At 75.5% G+C, this 24,279-nt stretch carries 14 protein-coding genes and 14 pseudogenes; 10 read left to right on the top strand and 18 right to left on the bottom strand.

Going from position 1 to position 24,279, the window contains the following annotated elements; translation table 11 throughout:
* Positions 1-42: 42 nt before the first annotated feature.
* Both FF86_RS46605 and FF86_RS46600 read left to right on the top strand, forming a co-directional pair.
* Positions 43-1,170 (top strand): annotated as a pseudogene (locus FF86_RS46605) (transglycosylase domain-containing protein); the annotation flags it as partial.
* Between the two features lies 1 nt (position 1,171).
* The coding region (locus FF86_RS46600; protein ID WP_242418610.1) for a transglycosylase domain-containing protein at positions 1,172-3,093 on the top strand (1,922 nt) is incomplete at its 5' end.
* Between the two features lie 86 nt (positions 3,094-3,179).
* Here FF86_RS46600 and FF86_RS34205 read toward each other — a convergent pair.
* From FF86_RS34205 to FF86_RS31830, 8 genes and pseudogenes are all read right to left on the bottom strand, one after another.
* On the bottom strand, positions 3,180-3,332 hold the full coding sequence (locus FF86_RS34205) for a hypothetical protein (RefSeq protein ID WP_199865709.1): 153 nt from the start codon (positions 3,330-3,332) through the stop codon (positions 3,180-3,182).
* Positions 3,333-3,419: 87 nt separating this feature from the next.
* A pseudogene (locus tag FF86_RS46595) lies at positions 3,420-3,505 on the bottom strand (hypothetical protein); the annotation flags it as partial.
* Between the two features lies 1 nt (position 3,506).
* Positions 3,507-4,571, bottom strand: a 1,065-nt coding sequence (locus FF86_RS11735) for an SIS domain-containing protein (protein WP_242418609.1), incomplete at its 3' end; no start/stop codon positions are given.
* Between the two features lie 17 nt (positions 4,572-4,588).
* Complete coding sequence (locus tag FF86_RS11730) at positions 4,589-4,792, bottom strand: Trm112 family protein (protein ID WP_044884625.1); 204 nt, start codon at positions 4,790-4,792, stop codon at positions 4,589-4,591.
* Positions 4,792-5,541, bottom strand: a pseudogene (manB, locus tag FF86_RS46590) (phosphomannomutase/phosphoglucomutase); the annotation flags it as partial. The pseudogene manB (FF86_RS46590) and the gene FF86_RS11730, both read right to left, overlap by 1 nt.
* 1 nt (position 5,542) lies before the next feature.
* Positions 5,543-6,068 (bottom strand): annotated as a pseudogene (manB, locus tag FF86_RS46585) (phosphomannomutase/phosphoglucomutase); the annotation flags it as partial.
* Position 6,069: 1 nt separating this feature from the next.
* Positions 6,070-6,150, bottom strand: an 81-nt coding sequence (locus FF86_RS46580) for a hypothetical protein (protein WP_242418621.1), incomplete at its 3' end; no start/stop codon positions are given.
* Between the two features lie 284 nt (positions 6,151-6,434).
* A complete protein-coding gene (locus tag FF86_RS31830; protein ID WP_082121788.1) occupies positions 6,435-6,827 on the bottom strand; it encodes a DUF3499 domain-containing protein in 393 nt (130 codons plus the stop codon).
* Positions 6,828-7,195: 368 nt separating this feature from the next.
* Here FF86_RS31830 and FF86_RS11720 point away from each other — a divergent pair, with 368 nt between their 5' ends.
* Both FF86_RS11720 and FF86_RS11715 read left to right on the top strand, forming a co-directional pair.
* Positions 7,196-7,588 carry a metallopeptidase family protein gene (locus FF86_RS11720; protein WP_044884664.1) on the top strand — a complete coding sequence of 131 codons (393 nt, stop codon included), beginning with the start codon at positions 7,196-7,198 and terminating at the stop codon, positions 7,586-7,588.
* Positions 7,589-7,662: 74 nt separating this feature from the next.
* Complete coding sequence (locus tag FF86_RS11715; RefSeq protein ID WP_044884627.1) at positions 7,663-9,018, top strand: type I phosphomannose isomerase catalytic subunit; 1,356 nt, start codon at positions 7,663-7,665, stop codon at positions 9,016-9,018.
* Positions 9,019-9,093: 75 nt separating this feature from the next.
* Here FF86_RS11715 and FF86_RS11710 read toward each other — a convergent pair whose 3' ends face one another.
* The 9 genes and pseudogenes from FF86_RS11710 to FF86_RS11690 form a co-directional block, all read right to left on the bottom strand.
* Positions 9,094-10,734: a DUF5719 family protein gene (locus tag FF86_RS11710; RefSeq protein ID WP_044884628.1), complete on the bottom strand. Its 1,641-nt coding sequence runs from the start codon at positions 10,732-10,734 to the stop codon at positions 9,094-9,096.
* A complete protein-coding gene (locus FF86_RS63665; RefSeq protein WP_277912841.1) occupies positions 10,731-14,801 on the bottom strand; it encodes a glycosyltransferase in 4,071 nt (1,356 codons plus the stop codon). The genes FF86_RS11710 and FF86_RS63665 overlap by 4 nt, the downstream gene beginning before the upstream one ends.
* Positions 14,802-14,891: 90 nt before the next feature.
* A pseudogene (locus FF86_RS65855) lies at positions 14,892-15,314 on the bottom strand (WhiB family transcriptional regulator); the annotation flags it as partial.
* A 1-nt stretch (position 15,315) separates the two neighbouring features.
* A pseudogene (locus FF86_RS65850) lies at positions 15,316-15,536 on the bottom strand (WhiB family transcriptional regulator); the annotation flags it as partial.
* Positions 15,537-15,985: 449 nt separating this feature from the next.
* Positions 15,986-16,430, bottom strand: a pseudogene (locus tag FF86_RS46565) (7,8-didemethyl-8-hydroxy-5-deazariboflavin synthase); the annotation flags it as partial.
* A 1-nt stretch (position 16,431) separates the two neighbouring features.
* Positions 16,432-16,639 (bottom strand): annotated as a pseudogene (locus FF86_RS46560) (hypothetical protein); the annotation flags it as partial.
* A gap of 1 nt (position 16,640) precedes the next feature.
* Positions 16,641-18,355: pseudogene (gene cofG, locus FF86_RS46555) on the bottom strand (7,8-didemethyl-8-hydroxy-5-deazariboflavin synthase CofG); the annotation flags it as partial.
* Between the two features lies 1 nt (position 18,356).
* Positions 18,357-18,712 (bottom strand): annotated as a pseudogene (locus tag FF86_RS46550) (7,8-didemethyl-8-hydroxy-5-deazariboflavin synthase); the annotation flags it as partial.
* Positions 18,713-18,973: 261 nt separating this feature from the next.
* The gene (locus tag FF86_RS11690; RefSeq protein WP_044884630.1) at positions 18,974-19,270 is read right to left on the bottom strand and encodes a hypothetical protein; all 297 of its coding nucleotides are present in this window, start codon (positions 19,268-19,270) and stop codon (positions 18,974-18,976) included.
* 313 nt (positions 19,271-19,583) lie between these two features.
* Between FF86_RS11690 and FF86_RS46545 the strand changes: the two are divergent.
* The 6 genes and pseudogenes from FF86_RS46545 to FF86_RS11670 all read left to right on the top strand — a co-directional run.
* Positions 19,584-19,665, top strand: a pseudogene (locus FF86_RS46545) (TetR/AcrR family transcriptional regulator); the annotation flags it as partial.
* A 1-nt stretch (position 19,666) separates the two neighbouring features.
* Positions 19,667-20,052, top strand: a pseudogene (locus FF86_RS46540) (TetR/AcrR family transcriptional regulator); the annotation flags it as partial.
* 1 nt (position 20,053) lies between these two features.
* Positions 20,054-20,246: pseudogene (locus tag FF86_RS46535) on the top strand (TetR/AcrR family transcriptional regulator); the annotation flags it as partial.
* A gap of 57 nt (positions 20,247-20,303) precedes the next feature.
* Positions 20,304-21,290, top strand: a complete 987-nt coding sequence (gene cofD, locus FF86_RS11680; protein WP_044884632.1) for a 2-phospho-L-lactate transferase — start codon at positions 20,304-20,306, stop codon at positions 21,288-21,290.
* Positions 21,283-22,638 carry a coenzyme F420-0:L-glutamate ligase gene (locus tag FF86_RS11675; RefSeq protein ID WP_082121789.1) on the top strand — a complete coding sequence of 452 codons (1,356 nt, stop codon included), beginning with the start codon at positions 21,283-21,285 and terminating at the stop codon, positions 22,636-22,638. The genes cofD and FF86_RS11675 overlap by 8 nt, the downstream gene beginning before the upstream one ends.
* Before the next feature lie 160 nt (positions 22,639-22,798).
* A complete protein-coding gene (locus FF86_RS11670; protein ID WP_044884633.1) occupies positions 22,799-23,611 on the top strand; it encodes a DUF3105 domain-containing protein in 813 nt (270 codons plus the stop codon).
* A gap of 98 nt (positions 23,612-23,709) precedes the next feature.
* Here the strand turns inward: FF86_RS11670 and FF86_RS46530 are convergent.
* A pseudogene (locus tag FF86_RS46530) lies at positions 23,710-24,278 on the bottom strand (DNA polymerase III subunit beta); the annotation flags it as partial.
* Position 24,279: the final 1 nt, after the last annotated feature.

Below are 24,279 nucleotides of genomic sequence, written 5' to 3'. Positions count from 1 at the left end.
GAGCACCCGGGTGCCGATGAGCGACCAAGCGCCGGGTCACGCATGCTGGTTGAGGTCCCACGAAGATCCCGGCGGTTCCGCCGGCCCACCGAGGGGGTGACGTCGACGTCTGGCGGACGGGAGTCGAGCACTCCATCCCGGCCCAGCCCGCCCGTACCGGCGGGTGGTTCGTCGCGAGGGGGATCCGCCGGGGTGCCGCCCCGCGCCGACGGCACGCCCCGCGGGGTCGCGGCCGAACGCGCCGCCACCCCGCCGAGATCGGCCACCCCGCCACGACCGGCGGCGCCACCACGACCGGCGGCACCGCCACGACCGGCGGCACCGAAGTCGGGACCGGTGACGTCCAAGGACGGACCGGCGACGCCGGGATCGGCGGCGCCCACGGCGGAAGCAGCGACGCCTGGGGCGGGACCGGCAGGTAAGCCGAGACCAGCAGGTAAGGCGGGACCGGCAGGTAAGGCGAGACCAGCGGGTAAGGCAGGGCCGGCAGGTAAGACAGGGCCGGCAGGTAAGGCAGGGCCGGCCGCTGAGGCCGGAGTCCGCGCGAAGATCCGTGGCCGCACGGCGGCGCGTTCGGAGCCGGCCGAAACCGGTACGACCGCGGCCGCCACCGCGGCCGCGACGACTGTCAGCCCGGCAACCGGCACGGCCTCGGTGGCATCGACCGGCACCGCCATCCGCGGCCAGGACGGGCCCGCGAGCGGTCCGGACACCCTCGACTCCCAGGCGCCGGCCGGAGCCGCGCAGGGCGGCGGGCCGGGCGCCCGCACCCTGCCGCGGCCGCCGGTCGACCGGCGCCGCGTGCTGAAGAAGATGGCGCTGACGGCGAGCGCGCTCGGGGTGGTCGTCGCCCTGCTGTCGCTGCCGTTCGTGGGGGCGGTGGGCCTGTTCGCCAAGGGCAGCGCGGACCACTTCCTCGGGCTGCCGAGCGAGCTCGTCACCCCCCCGCTGCCGCAGAGCTCGACGATTCTCGCCTCCGACGGCTCGGTGATCGCGACGCTGCGGGGCGCCGAGAACCGCATCGTCGTCCCGGGCAGCGACATCCCGAAGATCATGCGGGAGGCGATCGTCTCCATCGAGGACGCCCGCTTCTACGAGCACGGCGGGGTCGACCCACAGGGCGTCCTGCGGGCGGCGCTGCGCAACAGCGAGGCCGGCGGGGTCGCCCAGNGCGGGTCGACGCTGACCCAGCAGTACGTCAAGAACGTGCTGCTGCAGAACGCCCGCACGACCCACGAGCGTGAGGTGGCCGCCGGCGACTCACTGGACCGCAAGATCCAGGAGCTCCGCTATGCCCTCGACATCGAGAAGCGCTTCTCCAAGGACGAGATCCTGGAGCGCTACCTGAACATCGCCTACTTCGGCGACGGTGCGTACGGCGTCGGCACGGCCGCCGAGCACTACTTCGGGGTACCCATCTCCCAGGTCACCCTCGAGCAGGCGGCCCTGCTCGCCGGGCTGGTGCAGAGCCCGTCGCGGTACAACCCGGCCGCGCACCCGCAGGCGGCGCTGGTCCGGCGCAACACCGTGCTCGACAAGATGGCGGAGAACAACTACGTCTCGCCGACGCAGGCGGATGCGGCGAAGCAGATGCCCCTGAACGTGGTGCCGGCCCCGCCGCCGGCCGCGGACTCCTGCGAGACGTCGACCGCGCCGTTCTTCTGCGACTACGTCCGCTCGCAGTTGCGGGCCAGCCCGGCTCTCGGCACCACCGTGGAGGAACGCAACCGGCGCATCTACGAGGGCGGCCTGGTGATCCGCACCACCCTGGACCCGCTGGTCCAGCAGGCGGCGCAGGACGCGGTGAACTCGACGATCGCCCCGGACAACCGGGTGTCGGCGACCGAGGTGGTCATCCAACCGGGCACCGGCAACATCCTCGCGATGGCGGTCAACCGGGTGTACGGGTCGAACGCCGGACTGAACCAGACCGTGGTGCCGCTGCCCACGAACGCGACGTTCCAGCCCGGGTCGACGTTCAAGACGTTCGTGCTCGCCGCCGCCATGGAGCAGGGCTACGGCACGTCGACCGCCTTCTACTCGCCGGCCTGCTACGTCAGCCCGAAGTTCCCGCTCGACCGCGGTGAGGGCGACTGCGCCAAGGGCTTCTCGAACTCCGACCCGGCCGAGGCGGGCATCTACGACATCCCGCGCGGCACCTGGGACTCGGTGAACACCTTCTACGTGCAGCTCGCGGAGAAGACCGGCATCCCGGCGGTGATGGAGATGGCCAAGCGGCTCGGCGTCGTCCCGCCGAAGGCCGACAAGATCGGGCCGACGGACGGGGCGACCGCCATCGGCGGCGGCCAGTACATGTACGTCTCGCCGCTGCAGATGGCCGACGCCTACGCGACGATCGCCGGCGGCGGCCTGCGCTGCGCTCCGCGATTCGCCACCGGGGCCGTGGACTCCAGCAAGGACCCGATCGACGTCGCCCGCCCGCCGCAGTGCGAGCAGGTGCTGGCGAAGGGAGTCGCCGACACGGTGACCAGCGTGCTGGCCGGCGTTCCGATCAACGGCACCGGGACCAACGCCGCGATCGGCCGCCCGTCGGCCGGCAAGACCGGCACCACCGACGAGTTCTCCGCCGCCTGGTACGTCGGCTTCACCCCGCAGATGACCGCGGCGGTGTCCGTCGGCGACCCCACCGGCGCCGAGTCCCACCCGCTGCGCAACGTCGTCGCGGACGGCCGGACCTGGTCGCGGGTCTTCGGCGGTGACCTGCCGGCGATCATCTGGGGCAAGTCGATGCGGGCGGCGCTGGCCAACCAGCCGGTGGTCGCGCTGCCGGGCGCCGACCCGACGGTGGCCCACGGCACCAAGGGCGGCCTGCAGAACACCCCGCCGCCCCCGCCCGCGCCGACGCCGGGCCAGGGCCTCGGCGACATGCTCCAGAACCTCGGCCAGCAGGTCCTGCCCGGCGTGTTCGGCCAGCCGCAGGCCCGCAGCGCCCCGCTCGGCGGCCAGAACGGCACCCAGCAGGCGGTCCCGAACGGCCAGGACAACGGCGGCGGCCAGCCAGACGGCGGGGCCCAGAACGGGGGGCCCCAGAACGGCGGCGGCCAGAACGGCCAGAACCGGGGCGGCCGTTAGAGCGCGTATCCACTTGTGATCGGTGAGGTACGGGAATGTCCTGGCGGCGCACGTCGCGGTACGAGAAGGCAGGTAAGCCGGACGGCTCAGCGGGGGCCGGTGGCCTCCACGTCGAGCAGCAGGCGCGCGAGGCCGAGCACCGAGTTGACCGGCGCCCGCAGCTCGTGGCTGACGCTGCGCAGAGCAGCGGGTCGTGGCTGGCGACGCTCGGCCGGCGCGCCGGTCACCGATCCGAGCATCGGGCCCGTGACATTGGGCCGGATAGTCCGCCTACACAGGACGGATCAATGGGTACGAAACGGTCATTCTCCGCCGACCTGGCGGGACTACCGCCCCAGATCGCGGACGGTGGGCGCCTGGGTCGGGTCGATCCCGAGCGCCAGCGCCGCATACACGGCGGTGAAGTCGAACANGCCGATCAGGGAGGCGAGCCGCTCCAGCGGGCCGGCCCCCTCGGCCCGCAGCTCGGTGACGCCGACCCCGCGCTCGGCGGCGACGGCGATGGCGGCCTCCGCCTGGCGGCCGACCTCGGACCGTTCCGCACCGGGGTCGCGCAGCAGGATCAGTCGCAGCCGGATCGACTCCTCCTCGTCCTCGATCCGGTCGCGGAAGAAGTCCTCCAGGTCGTCGCGGGCGCCCGTCCCGCCGGCGGTCAGACCGGCCCCGAACGGACCGTCGAACAACGCCACCTGATGGTGGCCGGGATGCGGCAGGGCCCCGACGATCGCCGGGTACTTCGCGCTCGTCGCGAGCTGGGCGGCGGCATGCTCGGCCGCGACCGAGGTCACCGCCGAGGTGCCCCAGACGAGCGGCAGGGAGCCGGCCAGCTCCAGAGCCAGGGTCTTCGCCGGGTTGACGAAGGACTCGCTCGACGACCGGCAGCGGGTCGCCACCTCCTCCAGCCGGGCGGCGGCCGCCTCGACGGCGTCGGCGCCGAGCCGGACGATGCCCAGCTCCCGAACGGCGACGAGCAGCGGCACCGCCAGCGACCAGAGCATGGCCCGGGCCGGCCGCTGCCCGACGAGCGGGACGAACGGCGCCCCGGCGAGGGCGGCGAGGTGGGCCAGCGGGGTGTCCGGCGGCGCGACGACGCCGATCCGCGCACCGCGCCGGTCGGCCTCCTCCACCACGGAGCACGTCTCCGCCGAGGTGCCGGAGGCCGACACGGCGAGGACGACGTCGGACACGCCGACCCAACCCGGCAGGCCGTGGGCATGGTGGCCGATGACCGGGACGGGGCTCGCCGGCCCGGCGACGGCGGCCAGGACGCCGGCGGCCAGCGAGGAGCCGCCGACCCCGGCGACGAGGACCGCGCGCGGCCGCCCGTCGGCGCCCAGCCGCGCCACCCCCGCCTCCTCGGCGAGGATGACGCTCTGGCGCACCTGCAGGGCCGCCGAGGCGACGTGCGGCAGGAGGGCCGCGGCGTTGCCGGAGTCGATCCTGGCCGTGTCGTCGAGGATTGCCTCGTCGAGGTACACGCCGACGCCGCGGGGGGTCAGCTCGATGCCGACGCGGCCCGGCCGGAGAACGGCACGGCCTCGTCGAGCAGCATCACGGGAATGTCATCGCGGACCGGAAAGGCCAGGTCGCAGGCGAGGCAGACCAGCACAGGCGCGCCGTCCAGCTCATCGGGCCGCAGCTCCCCGTGCTTGCTGCACGGGCAGGCGAGGATCTCCAGCAGCAGCGGGTCGAGACTCATCAGGATTCCCTTCCGCCCCGGACGCGCGCGAGGACCTCGTCGCGCAGCCGGCGCATCGTGGCCTCATCGGGGCCCTCGACGTTGAGCCGCAGCAGCGGCTCGGTGTTGGACGGGCGCAGGTTGAACCAGGATCCGTCCGCGAACGAGACGGTCAGACCGTCGAGATGATCGATGTCGGTGGCGTGCGGGGCGTAGGCCTTCTCGACCGCCTGCGTCGCGGCGACGACATCCGCCACCTCCGAGTTGATCTCGCCGGAGGCGCTGTAGCGGACGTAGCCGGCGAGCAGCTCGGACAGCGGCCGCGGTTGGCCGCCCAGCGCGGCGAGCACGTGCAGCGCGGCGAGCATGCCGGAGTCCGCCCGCCAGAAGTCCCGGAAGTAGAAGTGGCCGGAGTGCTCGCCGCCGAAGATCGCGCCCGTTCGGGCCATCTCGGCCTTGATAAACGAGTGGCCGACGCGGGTGCGGACCGGGATGCCGCCACGCTCGGTGACGAGCTCGGGCACCCCCTTGCTGACGATGACGTTGTGGATGATCGTCCCGCCCGGCTCGCGGGCAAGCTCACGGTCCGCCACCAGCGCCGTGATGACCGACGGAGAAACGATCTCTCCGCGCTCGTCGACGACGAAGCAGCGGTCGGCGTCGCCGTCGAAGGCAAGCCCGAGGTCGGCCCCGGAGGCGCGGACCGCGGCCTGCAGGTCGCGCAGGTTCGCCGGCTCGATCGGGTTGGCCTCGTGGTTGGGGAAGGAGCCNTCCAGCTCGAAGTAGAGCGGGACCACCGTCAGTGGCAGGCCGGCGAAGGTCGCCGGGACGGTCAGCCCGCCCATGCCGTTGCCGGCGTCGACCGCGACGGTGAGCGGCCGGATGTCGGACAGGTCGACCAGCGTGTGCAGGTGGCGCACGTAGTCGGCGAGGAGATCACTCGTGGTGACCGTACCGACGCGACCGGGGCCGGCGGGCACGCCCCGCTCGACCATCGCCCGGATCTCGGCGAGCCCGGTCTCCTGGCCGATCGGCGCCGCGCCCGCCCGGCACAGCTTGATGCCGTTGTACTTCGCCGGGTTGTGGGAGGCGGTGAACATCGCGCCGGGGATGTCGAGCGAGCCCGCGGCGAAGTAGAGCAGGTCCGTCGAGCCGAGGCCGGCGAGGACCACATCGGCGCCCTGGCCGGCCGCGCCCTCGGCGAAGGCTGCGGCGAGCGGGATGGACGACTCCCGCATGTCGTGGGCGGTGACGATCCGCTCCGCGTCGAGCAACCGGACGAACGCGGCGCCGGTCANCCGGGCGATCTCGGCGTCGAACTCTGCCGGCACGACACCCCGGACGTCGTACGCCTTGAAGATCCGCGACAGGTCGCGCATCCGGTCCCCACCCTTCTCCCTGGTGTCCCCCGCACCGGGTGAATGGTCCCCCGGGCCTGCACGGCGCCACTGCGGCCGCACTCGGTTGACCATATCCGCCGGGTCCGACAGACCCGGGACCGCGTCCGGGGAAGCCCACGCGTGCCACACGCCGCCGACCACGCACCTCCGCGGCCGGCCCCCGACAGCCGCGCGGCCCCGGTCGGTTACGGGAGCGGCGGGCGGCCAGGCCCGCCGCTACCTCCCGGTCCCCGGTCGTCGGAGGTCACCGGCGCCGGGTCACCTCAGGAAGGGCTGGGCACCGCCCGCAGGTGACCGCGGCGACCCCCTGGAGGCGCCTGAGGCCCACCCTGGGGACCCTGGGGCGGCTCGGGACCACGCCGGGGGGCCTCGGGGCCGCGCCGGGAGGCCTCGCGCACGGCGTCCGCCAGCGCCTCCAGGTCATCCCCGGCCACCTCACGGCCACCCTCACGTGACGCTTCGGCCTCGAGCCGGACGACCGCCCAGCCGAGCGGCACGGTGAGCCGGTCGGCGTGCGGGCCGCACAGGTCGTACGAGTGCGGCTCGACGTACGGGGACAGCGGGCCCAGTACGGCTGTCGACTCGGCGTAGGCATACGTGAGCGTGGCGACCGCGGCTGCGGAACAGGCCGAGCGGGAGCAGCGCCGAGGCTTCACGTTCCGGACGGTAGCCCCCGGAACGGGCGACGGCCACCACCTATCGTCGTGTCGCGTGGCGCGAGGCTGAATCGTCACGCGTTGTCGACCATATCGTTNCACCGCGCGTCCGAACTCGCGCGCGGCAAGAGCATCCGGCACGGCATCGAGATCATCAAGATCGTGGAACCTCCTCGGGCTGGGAGGGGGATTCGGGGTCAGTCGCCGGATGGCGGGGTTGGCGCAGCGACCGGATCACGACGGCCGCCGGGACCGACACGGGCCCCTGCCACGAACGCTACGCTCACAGGGTGACCGAGCTCGAGCGGTTCCCGGCGGCGGCCCGGCCGATTCCCCCCCGTCGGCGCCGTGACCGGCGGGGCCGGGGCATCCGCGGGGCGCTGTTGCCGCCCGACGTGCCGGCCTACGCCACCCGCGGGGATCGCTTCGACGACTTCGTGCTGGACGCCGTCGAGCATCTCGACCACCGGTGGTCGGCGGAGCTGTCCGACGTCGAGTTCGCCGTCGAGGACGTGCCGCCGGTGGCGGTGACCGACGAGGAGATCCCGCTCGCCCGATTCCAGCCGGCCACCGGAAAGGGCCGCTCGGGCACCCCCCGCCGCATCGTGGTATATCGCCGGCCCATAGAGGCCAGGGCAGTGGACAGCGAGGACCTGGCCGAACTCGTGCTGGACGCGATCATCCACGAGGTGGCCGAGATGATGGGCGTCGATCCAGCCGTGATCGACCCGGAAGGCCACGGCTGGGGCGAGGAGGAGTAGCCCGACCGTCCACCGCCCGCACCGGGGCGGCGGCCAACCCCCGCCCCCACGGAGCACGCCCGTCCGAGGAGACCGTGACCAGCAATTCCGCGCCCACGCCGCCTGCCGGTGCCCCGTCCCCGCCCGCCGGCAAATTCTCCGGCGCGGGCCCACAGGTGCCGGCGGGGTTCCCCCGCCTACTCGCGCTGCACGGGGCCGAGCAGCCCTATGCATGGGGGTCGGCGACCGCCATCCCCGAGCTGCTCGGCACCCCCGCCGCCGGCGGTCCGGTCGCGGAGCTGTGGCTCGGGACCCATCCCGTGGCGCCGGCGCTCGTCGAGGCGGACGGCGCCCGCCGCCCGGCCGCCGACCTCGTCGGCCCGCTGCCGTTCCTGCTCAAGGTGCTGGCGGCGGACAAGGCGCTGTCGTTGCAGGTGCATCCCGACCTGGCCCAGGCCGCCGCCGGCTTCGACGCGGACGACGCCGCCGGCCTCGCCGTCGACGATTCCCGCCGGCGCTACCGCGACCGCAACCACAAGCCCGAGCTCATCGTCGCCCTCTCCCCGTTCCGGGCGCTCGCGGGCGTCCGTGACCCGGCGCGCACCCTCACGGTCGCGCAGGGGCTGGGGGCACCGGCCCTCCTGGCCGCCTTCCGCCCCCTGGCCGACGATCCGGCCGCCGGGGCGGCCACGGTGCTGCGGACCCTGCTGACCATGCCCGCCGGCCCCGCCGGGGAGCTGGTCGGCGCTCTCGTCGCGGCGGCCGACCGGCTACGCCGCGCGCGCGGCCGGGGCCCGGCCGGTGACGAGGCTGCCCTCGGCGACCGCGACGGCGGACCGGCTTCCCGGGACCCGGTGGACGGCGGCGGCGAGGACGTCGCGCGGGCCGCGGACCTCATCGGGCGGCTCGCGGCGGCGCACCCGGGCGACGTGGGCATCGCGGCGGCGCTGCTGCTCAACGACGTGACGCTGCGCCCCGGGGAGGGCCTGTTCCAGCCGGCCCGGATGCTGCACGCCTACGTCGCCGGGCTCGGCATCGAGATCATGGCCACCTCCGACAACGTGCTGCGCGGCGGCCTGACCCCCAAGCACATCGACGTCGACGAGCTGCTGCGGATCTTCGATCCCACTCCGAGCGACGCGCCGATCCACAATCCCCGCACCGTCGCGGATTCTCCTGGCGGGCTGCTGCGCGGCTGGGACGTCCCCGTCGCCGACTTCGCCCTCACCGAGGCCGTCTGCACCGGCGGCAGCGTGCCGGTGGGGCGCCCGACGGTGCTGCTCGCGGTCGAGGGCCGGGTCGAGGTCACCGCTTCGGCCGACGACGGGACCGCCCTCGCCCCGCTGGAGCTGCGCCGCGGCGGATCGGTGCTGGTGGCGGGCCGAGCGGCGGTCACCCTGACCGGCACCGGCCGGGTCTTCCTCGCCGCGCCGGGCGCCCACCCCGCCTGACCGGACACCTGGCGGATCGGGGCTGATCGGCGGCTTTCGCCCGCCGAGGTCCGGCCCACCGGTGGCGGACCCCGCTCAGCGGTACGGCACCGCGGGATCCGCCACCGCCGGCAGGGCATCGAGCAGGCGTGGCGCGCCCCCCAGCGGGACGACCGCGGACAGGATCTTCGGCAGCACCAGCGGGGACGCGGCCGGCCTGGCGACGGGGGGACCGGTGGGGGGCGTGTCCCACGGCGGCACCGCGGGCGGGACAGGCGGCTGCGCGGTACCGAGCCCGGACGGGTCCGGCGCCTGCGCGGCGCCGACGACCGCCGTCGCGACCAGCGGGCCGCCGATCGCGACGAGGCGCCCCCCGGCCGGGCCCGACGGTCCGCGGACCAGGGCCACCGTGCCGGCCCCCAGCCGCACGGGATCACCGTCGAGCCAGGCCGTCACGGGCCCCGCCGGCGCGGCGAGCACGACGGCTCCGGCGGCTCCCACCGGCGGCGCTGGCACGTCGACCGCCGCGTCGGGCGCGGTGCCGGCGCCGGCGGTGGGTCCGGTCGGGTCGGACAGCCCGACGCCCTGGCCGAACGCGTCCAGGCCGCGGCGTCCCGACGAGGCGCCGAGCCGGACGGCGCCGGCCCAGGTCGACACCCCCGGCCAACCCGAGGCCACGCCCAGCTCGGCAACCACCGCGGCCGCGCCGGCGGTCGACTCGACGAGGACCGCCGACGCCCCGCCCGGCGGCAACGGCACCGGCAGGGTGATCGCGCCGGTAGCCGGCACCCGCACCGCCTCCAGGCCGACCGGGGTGTGCCGGCCGGCCGCGGTCAGCACGCTGACGCACACGGTGGCCTCCCTGTCGGGCGCGGCAAGCACCAGGCGCGCCGCCGGGCCCGGCGGTCCCGCCGGGACGAGCACCCCGCCGAGCAGCAGCCGGCGGGCGGGCGGGGCGGTCACCGGCACCAGCCGGGGTGCGGTGAAGGGGCCACCGAGGCTCGACCGGTCCACCATCCAGGCGAGCACCCGGCCGGAACGCACCTCGACGTCGAGCGCCGTCACGGCGGCCTCCGGGGCAAGCGCGGCGAGCCGGCGGGTCACCGCCTGCCCGGGCGGCACGGAGATGTCCTGCGGTGGGCTGGCCGTGCCATCGGTGAACACCCGTACGCCGACCTGGGCGGGCTGGTCGGCCAGATTCGACAGGATCACGATCGGGTCGCGGCCGGCGGTCGTCGACGGCCCGGCGAACCAGCTCCGGACCCGCGGCGGGAGGCAGCGCGCCCGCGCCGGGCCCGCGCCGTCGCCGACTCCCGTGACGATCGCGGACAACCCGGCCGCCGAAGCGCCCTGGGCGGACACGAGCACCGAGCCGCGGCCGCCCCTCGCCGCGGAGGGTGGCTGGGTCAGCGCCGCGCCACCGAAGCGGGTGCGCAGCTCGGCGGCCCGAGTGGCGACCCGTACCCGGCCGCCGGCCGTCCCCGCGGTGCGTACGGCGAGGTCGAGGGGGCCGGCCAGCACGGGATCACGGGCACCCGACGGCGTCGTCGTCAGATCCGGGCAGGCCAGCAGCGCGGCCGACACGGGCCAGCTCTCGGCCGGCGCGGGACTGGCGCCCTCGTCGGCGAGGAAGGCTCCGCCGAGGCCGACGACGGCGACCGACACGAGCACCCGCGCGGCGGCGCGGCGGCGCAGCGGCGACCTCGTCGCCGCGGGCCGTCCGGATGCGGTCGTCACGGCGCCTCCCCCACCGATCCCGAGCCGCCCGCCGACCCGCTGCCGGCCCGGGCGGCACGTCCGACATCACGCCCGCAGGAGCCATCGGCTGGCGGTGGGAGCCCGCCGGGGCCGCCGGGATCAGCTCCGGCGGCCGAGGAACGGGCCCAGGCCGACCCGTCCCGGGGTCCGCGCTGGGGGCCGATCTCACGCCCGGACGGGCCATCGGTGGGTGACGCATCGGTGTCATCCGGGGTGCGGCGCGGCCGGCGTGCGGCCGGGATACCCAGCCGTACCGGGATACCCAGCAGTACCGGGATACCCAGCAGCAGCAGTGCGCCGAGCGCCGCGGCCTGCACGAGCGCCAGCTCGGGTCCGCGGCCGTCGTCGCGGTGCAGCCGAACCGTGCCGCCCTCGGCGGGCAGTCGGAAGCCGGCCGCCCAGCCCCAGGCGGCGAACGGCCGCAGCGGCCGGCCGTTCAGCCACGCGCGCCACCCGGTCCCGGCCGGGACCGCGAGGACCAGGTCCCGTCGCGGGGACCGGGTGGCGCCGGGCAGGGCCGCGACGTGCCCGTCGGACGGCAGCCGGCGGGCACTGGTCGGCGCCGCGGGCAGGGGCTCGATCGCCGGGGATTCGATCGCCAGGGGTATCGCCATCCCCGGCGACGTGGCGCCCCCGGCGGAGGCGGGACCGCGAGCAGTCCTCGCGTCCGGGGGCGCGGGATCAGGCGACGCGGGATCGGACGACGCGGGCTCGGACGACGCGGGCTCGGACGACGCGGGCTCGGACGACGCGGGCTCGGACGACGCGCCGTCCCGGCGGGAGGGGCCCGAGGGAGCGGGATCGCGAGGAGCAGTCTCCGGCTGCAGGTCCGAGTCCATGACGAAGGCCGGCGGGCCGGCGGTAGCGGCCAGGTGGGACGCCCGTGCCGGCCCCGTCTGGTCGGGGACCACGGGGCGCCAGAGCAGCACTCCCGGTCGGCCCCGGCCCCGCATCAGCGACGGGGTCGCGTCGAGGCGGGTGACGAGGTCCGCCGGCGCGGCCACGGCGGGGACGGCGATCGCGGTGACGCCGAGCAGCGGCAACCAGCCGGCCGACTGGTCACCGCCGACCGCGAGATCGGCGACGACGTCGCCGAGGAAGGCGGCGGCCCGCCGGGGCGGGCGGGCCTGACCGGCCGGGAAGCGGGGCCCGCCGGCCGCGGCGAGGGTGTACCGGATCAGGCCGGACCGGTCGGACCGGTACAGGACGAGAAGGCGGGAACCGGCGGGCGCGGTCCGGGTCTCGGCCTGGACCGCCCGCGCCACCGCCGACGCGCCGGTGCCCGACCAGGGGGCTGCGGCGCCGGTGACACCCGCGACCGCCCCCCCGGCGTCACCGACGCCCCCGACCTGGTCCAGGGGATCGGCCTGGTCCGCGGGAGTGGCGGAGTCCCGGCCCCAGGCGGTCGGGCTGGCGTGCCATCCCTGGCCGGCGACGAGATGACCGGCGGCGAGCGCGGCGGCCCCGGCGAGGACCAGCGCCGTCACCGGGAGTGCGACGATCCGGGCCAGCCGGCCGGTGCCCGGTGCCGCTCCGGACCTGGGAGTTCTCCGGCCGCGCCGCGCGCCGCGGACCGGGCGGCACGCGCCCGCCGCCGCGATCAGTGCGCCGGCGAGGACGAGACCGTACTGCGGGCCGACCCACCAGCCCTCGCCGCCGGCGACTCGCTGGTCGGCGTCCCCGGCCAGGCGCGGGGTGAGCAGCACGGCGAGCAGGCCCAGCGCTGCCAGCGACCAGCCGACCCGGCCAGGCCGCCCCGCCCCGCCCCCGCCGGACCACCGGCCCAGCAGCCAGCAGGCCAGGCAAGCGACCAGGAATCCGACCACAGCGGCCTTCGGGCGCTCCCCCGCACCCGCCACCAGCGCCACGGAGGCCTGGGGGAACCGGGCCAGCGCCGCCGCCGGCTCGGCACGGATCCCCGCGCCCCCCGCGTGCAGCGTCGGGATCAACGGGATGATCGTCGCCGGGAGCCCGGCGGCGACGTCGAGCAGCCGCCGCCTGGCCGTGAGCAGCGCCGCGGTCGGCAGGGCGATCCATACCAGCGGCGCCGTCGACGGGGCGCAGGCGACGAAGCCGACCAGGCAGACGGCCAGCATCCAGACGGCGCGCAGGCGCCCGCCGGCCGGACCCGCCCGGCCGCGCAGCGCCGAGTCGGTGGCGGCAAGCACGACCGGCAGCAGGATCAGCGCGCCGACGGTGTCGCCGCGGCCGGCGGCGACCGCGCCGGTCATCGCCGGGCTCGCCCCGTAGGCCGCGGCGAGCCCGAAGCGGGCGGCCGGGCGGGGACCGAGACGGGCAAGCGCCCGGTGAGCCGTCAGCCCGGCAAGCGCCGGCCCGGCGGCGAGCAGGAGCCAGCCCGCCGCCCCGGGCCGGCCACCGAGCAGGCTCGCGACGGCGGCGAGCAGCGCGGTCCAGGGCGGGGGCGGCCCCGCGCCGTCGAGCGGGGCGCCGGCGGTGCCGACCCGACCGGACCAGACCGCCGTCCACAGGTCGTGGGCCCCGGCGGGCAGCGGCAGGCCCGCGCCGAGCACATCCGCCGGCATCCCGCGCATCGCGACGAGACCGACGACGCCGAGCAGGGCCGTGAGCAGGACCGCCGCCCGGGTAGATCGCCGGCCGGATGGGGCAGCCGCCAGGACGCCGCCCCCGGCCGGGCCGCTGCGGCGCACCTCGACCTCGCCGGCCCCGATCTCGCCGGCCCCGATCTCGCCGGCCCCGACACCCGGGGCCAACCGGGCATCCGCCCGGCGGCGCAGCCGGGCGGGAAACAGGGTGCGGATGGCGTGATGCGACACGGCGCGGGTACACGCGGCGCGCCGGCGCATCCGTGCCAGCAGGCGCGGCCGGCCCAGCACGGCGAAGGGCAGGGCGATCTCGGTGGCCGCCGCCCGAAGGCGCCCTCGCGCCAGCAGGCCCAGCGCCCGCGGGAGTGCCCCGACCAGGATGGCTGCGGCGGCCCCCGGCAGCAGCGGTCGCGCCGTGTTCGCCAGGCGGACCCGAAGCGCGCCGACGCGGTCCGCCGGCGCCCAGGCCTGCCTGTCCCGCCGGCCCCGCCCCGACCGACTCCCGGGCCCGGCCGACGCGATGGCAGCCGGGCCAGGGACCTCGGCGGGGACGACGACCTCGGCGGGGACGGTCATCGTCGCCATGGGCACGACGACGACCCGCAGCCCGGCGCGGGCGGCCCGCCAGCCGAGGTCGATGTCGTGACCGCCGTCGAGCTCGGGGTCGAAGCCGTCGAGCAGCCGCCAGGCGGCCGCCCGGACGAGCATGCCGGAGCAGGCCACGGTGAGCACGTCGCGCACCCCGTCGTGCTGGCCCCGGTCGATCTCGCCCGGCCGCACACCGGTGTGCCGGCGGCCCGCGCGGTCGACGCTCACTCCCGCCTCCAGCAGGAGCGGCGCCGATGGCGACCCGGTCGGCGACGGCGCCGAGCGGCCGGCACGGAGTTTGGGACCGAGCACGGCGGCACCGGGGTCGAGGCGCGCGCAGGCCAGCAGGGTGCGCAGGGCGTCGGGGGCGGGTAGGGCGCCGTCGTCGAGCAGCCAGACGTAGCCGTCCCGCGGCGGCCCGCCGAGGCGGGCCAGGCCCGCAGCCACCGCCACTCCGAAGCGGGTGCCGGCGGCCAGGTGGACCACCGTCGACCGACCGGGGCGGGGTTGCTCCGGTCGGTCGGCTGCCCCGGCCGTCGACGGCGCGCCGGTCCCGTCACCAGAGATGAGCGCGGGATCCGCGTCCGTCTCGGCCGGGGATGCGCCGCGCGGCCGGGGGAGACGGACGGCGGCCCACGGGGTGGCGTCAACCGGGCGAGCGGCGTCGGCCGGGCGAGCGGCGTCGACCGGAGGGGCAGCCGCGGCCGAAGGGGCCGCGGCGGCAGGAGCGACCGAGCGGGGGACGTCGGCACCGCCGCCGATGCGGACCTCGACGACCTGCAGGTCGAGGGCCTGATCGGGCGGCGGCGCCTGCGTGGACACCGCCGACCGCAGGGCCTGCGCGGTGCCCGGCCGCCGGCCGTGCACGCAGACGACCACGACCCGCGACGTCACCGTCGACGGGCGCGGTCCGGGCGGAGCCGCGAGGGCGCGCGGCGCGGCCGGGCCGCCTGCACCCCGCCGGACGCCACCCACCGCCCGGGTTCAGACCGCTCGGCGCCGTTGTTTGCGTCGCTCCCGTTCGGACATGCCGCCCCAGATCCCGAACCGTTCGTCGTTCTCCAGGGCGTACTCGAGGCACTCGGCCCGGACCTCGCAGCCCGAACAGATGCGCTTGGCCTCCCGGGTCGAGCCACCCTTCTCGGGGAAGAACGCCTCGGGATCGGTTTGCGCGCACAGAGCGCGCTCCTGCCACTCCATCGCCTCGCCGAGCAGGTCACCCAGCCCCAGATCGATCACTGGGGCGAGGGTGTCCGGCAGGTCGCCGGTGGGGTCGTCGGCGGCCTCGACGGCCAGCTCGTCGACGGCCAGCTCGTCGACGTCGGGATCGTCGACGGCCGGGTCGTCGTCGGCGTCGACCTCATCGCCCGCGCGCACGATGACGTCGACGTCCGCCCCGGCCCCCGGNCCGAGGGCGAACGGGGTGGCACCGGTGCCGAGGTCGGGCGAGCCCGACCGGGCCGGTGGGACGCCGGCCGCGGCCAGCGCCGGCCGCAGGCACGGCTCAGGTGTGGCCTGGGTGGGCCGTTCGGCAAGCACCCGCTCGGAGTGGTCACCGAACGGGTCATGCTCAGCGGGACGCTCGACGTCCGCGAGGACGGTGTGGACGCCCGCGTCGGTGTGCTCCATGGGGACTCCTCCAGACCCGTCGCGGTGCGGTCGGCCACCCCCTGGGCGCCGGCGCGCAGGTGACTGGTTCCACACCGGTCAGGCGACGCACTACCGCACGAACCCCGCCAGCGAGGGGAATGACACGCCGGTAATTACANGCTTCCGAGTCGGTCGCGTCAACCCCACCGGCGCAACATCTTCTACAACCAGCGATGAGAACATAGCTCACAGTCACTGCACACCATCGCCGAGGGTCCAGGCGGCCTTCCGATCAGTAACTGTGTGCAATCGGTCCGACGGCGATGACCGCATTATGCCGCCCGAAGCTAACGGACATAAAGGGCCTAAACGGGCAGTGACGCAATCAGACAAGCGTCTTAAACCTATAACGGCCAGGCATCACCTCCGGCCAAGCCGACCCTCGCGACTACTTAGAGTAGTTTCTGATGGCGCCGACTTGGCGGGTGTCAGGACACCACCGGCAGCATGGTCCGGACGGGGCCGCCCCGGGCAGCGTGAAAGCGCTCGTCCGGCACCCGCCCATACGTCGTGGTCCGTTGCCGAGCGGGACGACCCGCCCCGGCGGCCACCTCCTCCAGCTCAGCCACGGATCGCCGCGAGCCGTGTTGGGAGCCGGCCATCCGGCTGATCGTCTCCTCCATCAACGTCCCGCCGATGTCGTTCACCCCGCCGACGAGCACCGAGCGGCAGCCGTCGACGCCGAGCTTCACCCAGGAGCACTGGATGTTGTCGATCGAGCCGTTCAGCAGGATGCGCGCCATCGCGTGCACCGCCCGGTTCTCCTGCACCGTGGGGCCCGGCCGGGCCACGCCGGCCAGGTAGATCGGCGAGCTGTGGTGAACGAACGGCAGCGCGACGAACTCGGTGAAGCCCCCGGTGGAGTCCTGGATGNGGCGCAGCAGCCGCAGATGCGCGACCCAGTGCGCCGGGGTGTCCACGTGGCCGTACATCATCGTGGCCGTCGAGCGCAGACCCACCCGGTGCGCGGTGCTGACCACCTCGACCCAGCTCGCCGTGGGCAGCTTGCCCTTGGTCAGCACCCAGCGGACCTCGTCGTCGAGGATCTCCGCCGCCGTGCCCGGGATCGAGTCGACGCCGGCNTCCCGCGCCGCCACCAGCCAGTCCTCGACGGACATCCCCGTCCGGGTGACCCCGTTGAGGACCTCCATCGGGGAGTACGCGTGCAGGTGCAGCCCCGGGGCCGCCCGCTTGATCTCGCGGGCGAGCTCGAAGTAGGCCGTGCCGGGCAGGTCCGGGTGGATGCCGCCCTGCACGCAGACCTCGGTGGCGCCGACCGACCACGCCTCTGCGGCCCGGCTGCCCACCTCCGACAGCGACAGCGTGTACGCGTCGGCGTCCCCGCGGCGCTGCGCGAACGCGCAGAACCGGCAGCCGGTGTAGCAGACGTTCGTGAAGTTGATGTTGCGGTTGACGATGTAGGTGATGTCGTCGCCCACCGCGTCGCGGCGCAGCCCGTCCGCAAGCGAGCAGAGTTCCTCCAGCGCCGCCCCCTCGGCCCCGAACAGGGTCAGGGCCTCGGCGTCGGTGATCCCGGCCGGGTCGGTGCCGGCACGGCGCAACGCGGCCCGCACCTCCGGGTCGATCCGCTCCGGCGCGCCGGCACCGGCGGCACCGGCGGCACCGAGACCGGCGGCGGCCCGGGCCGCGACGGCGCGGCTGCCGGTGCCCACGACGCCGTCGACCCCCGTGCCGGCCGCGCTGACCTCCGCCCGCAGCGACTCCCAGTCGCCGTAGACGGTGTCGAAGTCAGCCCGGGTGGCGCTGTGGCGTCCGACGGTGTCGACCGCGGTGTGCAGGTCGACGCGGCCGGTGTCACCGAGACCGCCGTCGGGCTCCTGCCAGGGCCGCCCGACGGGTCGGGCGCCCCCGGCGAGCAGCCCGTCCGGGCCGGCCAGCGCGCGCACATGCCCGGCGACACGCGGGTCGATCCACGGCTCGTCCAGGTGCGACGGGTACACCGTGAGTCGGGGGCGCAGCGAGAAGCCGGCCCGGGCCGTCACCTCGCGCAGCACGTCCAGGTCCGGCCAGGGACGCTCGGGGTTGACATGATCCGGGGTGACGGGCGAGACGCCGCCCCAGTCGTCGATGCCGGCGGCCAGCAGCAGGGCGCACTCGGCCGTGTCGACGAGGTTCGGCGGGGCCTGCACCCGCATCGTCGGGCCGAGCACGATCCGGGTCACGGCGACGGCCGCGGCCAGCTCCTCGGCGCCGACGTCGGGCGCGGAGCGCATCGCGGTGTCGTCCTTGGCCCGGAAGTTCTGGACGATCACCTCCTGGATGGAGCCGTACCGGCGGGCCAGCCCGCGCAGTTCGAAGATCGTCTCGGCGCGCTCGGCCCGGGTCTCGCCGATGCCGAGCAGCAGGCCGGTGGTGAAGGGGATCGACAGCCGGCCGGCGTCGGTGAGCACCCGCAGCCGGACCGCCGGCTCCTTGTCGGGCGAGCCGAAGTGCGCGCCGCCCGGCTCCGACCACAGCCGCGTCGCCGTCGTCTCCAGCATCATCCCCATCGACGGGGCGACGGGCTTGAGGCGGGCGAGCTCGGCCCAGCTCAGCACGCCCGGGTTCAGGTGCGGCAGCAGGCCGGTCTCCTCCAGCACAGCGATCGCGACGGCGCGCAGGTAGCCCAGCGTCGAGTCGTAGCCGTGGGCGTCGAGCCACTCCCGGGCCGCGGGCCAGCGGTCCTCCGGCCGGTCGCCCAGGGTGAACAGCGCCTCGGCGCAGCCGGCCGCCGCGCCCGCCCGGGCGATGTCGAGCACCTCGTCGACGGTGAGGTAGGGCGCGGGCAGCCGGTGCGGNACGGTGGCGAACGTGCAGTAGTGGCAGCGGTCCCGGCACAGCCGGGTCAGCGGGATGAACACCTTCGGCGAGTACGTGACGACGCCCGGGCGGCCGAGGGAGGCCAGGCCCGCGTCGCGCACCCGGCCCGCCGACGCGCACAGATCGGCGAGATCCTCGCCGCGGGCGGCCAGCAGCACCGCCGCCTCGACGGCGTCGAGGGTGGCGCCGTCACGGGCCCGGCGCAGCGCTCGGCGCATCGCCGACGCGGACGGCACGGCGTCGGCGCTCGGCGACGGCTGGGGCAGGCCCGGGTCGTGGCCGGGCTCGGCCGCCTGGCCGCCCACGCCGTCGGGAGTCGCCGCCGTACTGGTCATGAGTACCTCAGGTTCTCCAGTGGCGCCGGGTCGGCCGCCGCCCGGCGGGTCGACGGGCCCGGCCCGTCGCCACCGGTGTCGAAGGGACACGGGGTTGCGGACAGAAGCAGAAGCGACGACACCACAGCGGAGCCGGAACCTGGGGCATCCCGGGGAGGGCGTCGCCGGGGGTCGGGTGCGGGCCGGGGACGAACCCCGGGACGCCGGCAGCGGGGGACGCCGGCGGCCCGGGGCGCCCGGACGGATCAGCGCCCGTCTGGATCAGGGAGTGGCGCGGCCGGCGGCGCGCCATCCGGTGCCGGGCCGGCGCAACCGGTCGAGCGTGCCGATCAGCATGTTGGTCCGGCTGCGGGCGGCGAGGACGTCCGTCTCGGCCTGGGCGCGGCGGTGCGGCTGGTCGGCCTCGCCGTGGGCGGGGGACGCGGCGGCCATCGCCGCGGACCGCCGCATCTGCGCCCGGCGGGCGGCGACGACCTGGGGGGCCCGCGCCCCCGCAAGCGCGCGGTTGAGGGAGGCGGACAGGGCTTCGAGGCTCTTGGTGGTCCTGATGTCGGACATGACGGTCCTTCCAGCGACGTGGAGAGCTCACGTTCACTCTCACAGCTCTCTCTAACCGGAATCAAGAGAAACCGGGTGAGCGACGACACATCCCGGCCGGCACCCTGGCGAAGACGGCGGGATGACGATCCGGTCATCCCCGGACGACCGCCCGGTTATCCGCGAACCCCTCCACGGCAGGCCCCTGACCTGCCCGGATGCCACCGGATTCGCAAGGGCGGGTTACTGGCACCCACATTCATGTGAGGTGCGTCACTCATCAGATGTCGACGTTTGCTCCGGGCGACGTCTGGGTATCGCANCCGGGCGCCGTGTGCTTCCATACGAATCACTCCTCCCCAGGCGCCGGAGTCGTTACGCTGATCAGGTGCCACGAAACCGCCAGGAGGTTCCCCNCGAAGAACGGATCGACGCGCTGCTCGCCGTCGCCGAGGAACAGTTCCTGGCCCGCGGTTTCGCCGGGACGTCCATCGCGGAGATCGCCCGTTCCGCCGGGATCGAGCCCGGGTCCGTCTACTGGTACTTCCGGTCGAAGGACCACGCGTTCGCAGCGGTGCTCAACCGCCTGCTCGACGTCGAGGTGGAACGGATCGCGGGCCTGCCCGGAGACCCGGCGGACAAGCTCTTCCTCGCCCTCGACTCGGTGGAACGCCGGCGCACGCTGCATCCGTGCGTCGCCGAGCGTGCCCCGCACGCCGAGCCGGTGATGGAGTACCACGAGCGGCTGCACGCCTGGCTGCACGGCCTCGCCTTGGCCGCGGTGCACGACTACGTGCCCGAGGNCGACCGGGCGTTGGCCGCGGACGCGGTCGTCGCCACGATCGAGGGCGGCCTGGCCAACCCGGCGCCCAGCCGGCCGACCAGCCATCTCGTGCACTTCCTGCTGGCCTCGTTCTGCCGGGACACCTCGCTACCCGCCCGGCCGGAGTTCAACGGCTGGGTCGCGCCGCTGTTCGCCCGCCCCCGGCTCGGCTGACGCGCCCCGACCGGCCGGTGACCCACCCGGCGGGCGTCGGTGCCAGGATCGCTTGATGTGAGAGTGACAGCCCTGGCCGGCGGGATCGGCGGCGCCCGCTTCCTGCGCGGCGTGCTCGCGGCGCTGCCCGACGCCGACGTGACGGTGATCGGCAACACCGGCGACGACATCACCCTGCACGGCCTGCGCATCTGCCCCGACCTCGACACGGTGATGTACACCCTTGGCGGCGGGATCTCCGCCGAACGGGGGTGGGGCCGCGAGGACGAGTCGTTCGTCGTGGCCGAGGAGCTCGCCGCCTACGGGGTCGGACCGGCCTGGTTCGGGCTCGGCGACCGCGACCTCGCCACCCACCTGGTGCGCACCGAGATGCTCGACGCCGGCTACCCGCTGTCGGACGTGGTGCGGGCGCTGTGTGAACGCTGGAAGCCCGGGGTGCGACTGCTGCCGATGACAGACGACCGGGTGGAGACCCACGTGGTCATCGCCGACGAGGACGGCCAGCGTGCCGTGCACTTCCAGGAATGGTGGCTGCGGCTGCGCGCCGCCGTGCCGGCCCAGGCGATCGTGCCGCTGCGGGCGGAGACCGCGAAGCCGGCGCCGGGGGTGCTCGACGCCATCGGTGAGGCCGATGTCGTGCTGCTCCCGCCCTCGAATCCGGTCGTCTCGATCGGCACGATCCTCGCCGTGCCGGGCATCCGGGACGCCGTGCGGGAGACTGCGGCGCCGGTCGTCGGGGTCTCGCCGATCATCGGCGGGGCGGCGGTGCGCGGGATGGCCGACGCCTGCCTGACCGCCATTGGCGTGGAGACGTCCGCGCAGGCCGTGGGGGTGCACTACGGGGGTCGCGGGCGGGCGGCGGCGCCACCCGAGGCGGCCGGCGCCGGGTCGCCGGCGGGACTGCTCGACGGCTGGCTGGTCGACACGGTCGACGCCGGCGCGGTCGTACCCGGGGCGACCGTGCTCCCCCGGCCCCTGCTGATGACCGACCTGGCGGCGACGGTGGCCATCGTCCGGGCGGCGCTGGAGGTCGCCGGTGTCTGAGCAGCAGCGGTCCGGGGGACCCGCGGGGGTGCCGCCGAGCGGGACGCTGACGGTGTTCGGGCTGACCGGGATCGGGGAGATCCGGCCGGGTGACGATCTCGCCGCCGCCGTGGCCACGGCGGCGGCCGCGACCGGCCGGCCGCTCGCCGACGGCGACGTCCTCGTCGTCACCTCGAAGATCGTGTCCAAGGCCGAGGGACGGCTGATCACCGTTGCCGGTGATCGGGAAGCCGCCCGCCAGTCCGCGATCGACGGCGAGTCGGTCCGCGAGGTCGCCCGCCGCGGGCCGACCCGGATCGTCGAGACGCATCACGGCTTCGTCCTGGCGAGTGCCGGGGTCGACGCGTCGAACATCGCCAAGGACTCCCTCGCCCTGCTCCCGGTGGATCCGGACGCCAGCGCCGCCCGGCTGCGGGCCGGCGTCGCGGCGCTGCTCGGCGTGGACGTGGCGGTCGTCATCACCGACACCGCGGGGCGGCCGTGGCGGCGCGGCCTGACCGACATGGCCATCGGTGTCGCGGGCATGGCCGCGCTGCGCAGCCACATCGGCGACATCGACGGCTACGGCAACGAGCTGGGCATGACCGAGGTCGCCGAGGCCGACGAGTTGGCGGCTGCGGCCGACCTGGTCAAGGGCAAGCTCGGCGCCACCCCGGTGGCGGTCGTGCGCGGGTACGGCCGGCTGCCCGACGACGGGACGGGGGCGCGCTCGCTGCTGCGGCCGAGCGGCGAGGACATGTTCCGCCTCGGCTCGCTGGAGGCGCGGCGGGCGGCGCTGAGCGAGCGGCGCACCGTGCGGGAGTTCACCGCCGACCCGGTCGACCCGGCCGCGGTCGAACGGGCGGTCGCGGCGGCACTGACCGCCCCGGCCCCGCATCACACCACCCCGTGGCGTTTCGTGCTGGTCACCGAGCGGCGCGCCGAGCTGCTCGCCGCGATGGCCACCGCCTGGGCCGAGGACCTGCGCCGCGACGGGTTCGACGAGGCCGCGGTGGACCGGCGGCTGCGGCGCGGGGACGTGCTGCGCCGCGCCCCGCTGCTCATCGTTCCGATCATGGTTCTGGACGGGGCACACCCCTACCCCGACGCCCGCCGGGCGGCGGCCGAGGAACGGATGTTCACCGTCGCCGTCGGTGCCGGGGTGCAGAACCTGCTGGTGGCGCTGGCCACCGAGGGTCTCGGCTCCTGCTGGGTCTCCTCGACGCTGTTCTGCGCCGAGGTGGTCGGCACGGTGCTCGACCTGCCGGCCGGCTGGGTGCCGATGGGCGCGGTGGGCGTCGGGCACGCCGCCGCGCCCGCCACCCCGCGCCCGCCCCGCGATCCGGAGCCGTTCCTCCTGCGCCGGTGACCTCCCCGCACCGGGCGTCCGCTACGCCCGGTTACCGGGTGGAACGTGACGGTATGGAGGTGACGCAGGGCGCCGAAACCGGGCGGTCTGGGTGCCCTCCGGCGGGTCGAACGCATCCTGCCTGTCAGAACTGGTTCGACAGTTCGTAGGATCTGTCTTCGTGGGGAAGAAGAGCGCCGAGCGCAACGTCCGGCTCGAACAGCTGCGCCGCGAGCAGAAGCGCGCCGAACGTCGGCGCGCGCTGCTCATCTACGGCACGTCCGGGTTCGTCGTGGTGCTGCTCCTGGTCGGGATCATCATCTACAGCGTCGCCGACACCCACTCGAAGAACAAGACTCGCGAGGTCGGCTACGTGACGGCGGCCTCCTCGGCCGCAGCCGCGGCCGGCTGCACCGGGACCGTGAACGACGCCTCCCAGGGCTCGACGCACGTCAGCACGGCGGTCAGCTACAAGGCGTCGCCGCCGTCCTCGGGCAGCCACAACCCCGACCCGCTGCCCGACGGCATCGCGTTCTACAACCCGGCGTCGGGCATCCCGGTCGAGCGCGCCGTCCACAACCTCGAACACGGCTTCATCGTCGGGTGGTACGACAAGAGCCTGCCGGCCGCCCAGGTCGAGAAGCTGCGGTCGCTGGCCGCCAACGCCGGTCCGCGGTTCATCGGCGTTCCCTGGACCCGGTCGGCGTTCCCGGATGGCAAGCACTTCGTGCTGACCGCCTGGGACCGCACCCAGCGCTGCACCACCGTCTCCGCGGCCGTCATCAAGGACTTCGTCGCCAAGCACGCCAACCCGGATCCGGCCGGGGCCACCTGGGACTCGCCGACCGCCCCCGAGTCGGGCGCGCAGGGCGGCACCCTCGACGTGTCGGCCGACGGCCCGCTGACGGCCCCGGCCGGCGCGACCGCCGCCACGCCCACGCCGGGCGCGGGCACCATGTCGCTGTCCCCCACCAGCCCGACCCCCGCACCCTGACCGACCCCGCACCCTGACCGACCCCCGCCGACCGACCGATCCCCGCCGGCTGGCCGAGACCCCCACCGGCTGGCCGGCGCCCGTGACCCGGGCCTGGGTCAGGCGGCGGAGCCGGTGCGAATCGGCATCAGCAGGTAGCGGAAGGCGCCCTCGTCCACGGGACCGCCGCCGGGGCCGCGGACCCCGCCGCTGTCCTTGCCGGTGAGCACGGCCGGCCGGGCGGTGGCCTCGGCCGGGTCGGCGGCCACGAACCCGATGGTCGCCTCGTCGTCCTCCACCGCCCCGAGCCCGTCCAGCAGGTACGAGGGGTTGAACAGCACGGACAGCTCGGGCCCCGAGTACTCGACGGGGATCGTCTCGCTGGCCTGGGCCCCGCTGCCGTCCCCCGCCTCCGCGACGACCTGGTCCCGGGTGAAGGTGAAGCGCAGCGGCGCGGTCCGGGTGGCGACCACGGCCACCCGGCGGACCGCGGCGGCGAGCGCGGCGGTCTGCGCGGTGACCGTGTACGCGGCCGTCTCGGGCAGGAGCTTGCGGTAGTTGGGGAACGTGCCGTCGATGAGCCGGACGATGGTCTGCCGCCCGGCCGCGGCGAGGCCCAGCCGGGCGCCCGCCGGGTCGGCAAGGTCGAGCCCGATCACGATCCGGGAGGCCGAGGTGGGCGTGCGGGN

The organism is Frankia sp. CpI1-P (genome assembly GCF_001421075.1).
In the GTDB taxonomy this organism is placed as follows: Bacteria; Actinomycetota; Actinomycetes; order Frankiales; family Frankiaceae; genus Frankia; species Frankia torreyi.
This window is presented reverse-complemented; position numbering and strand designations above follow the sequence as displayed.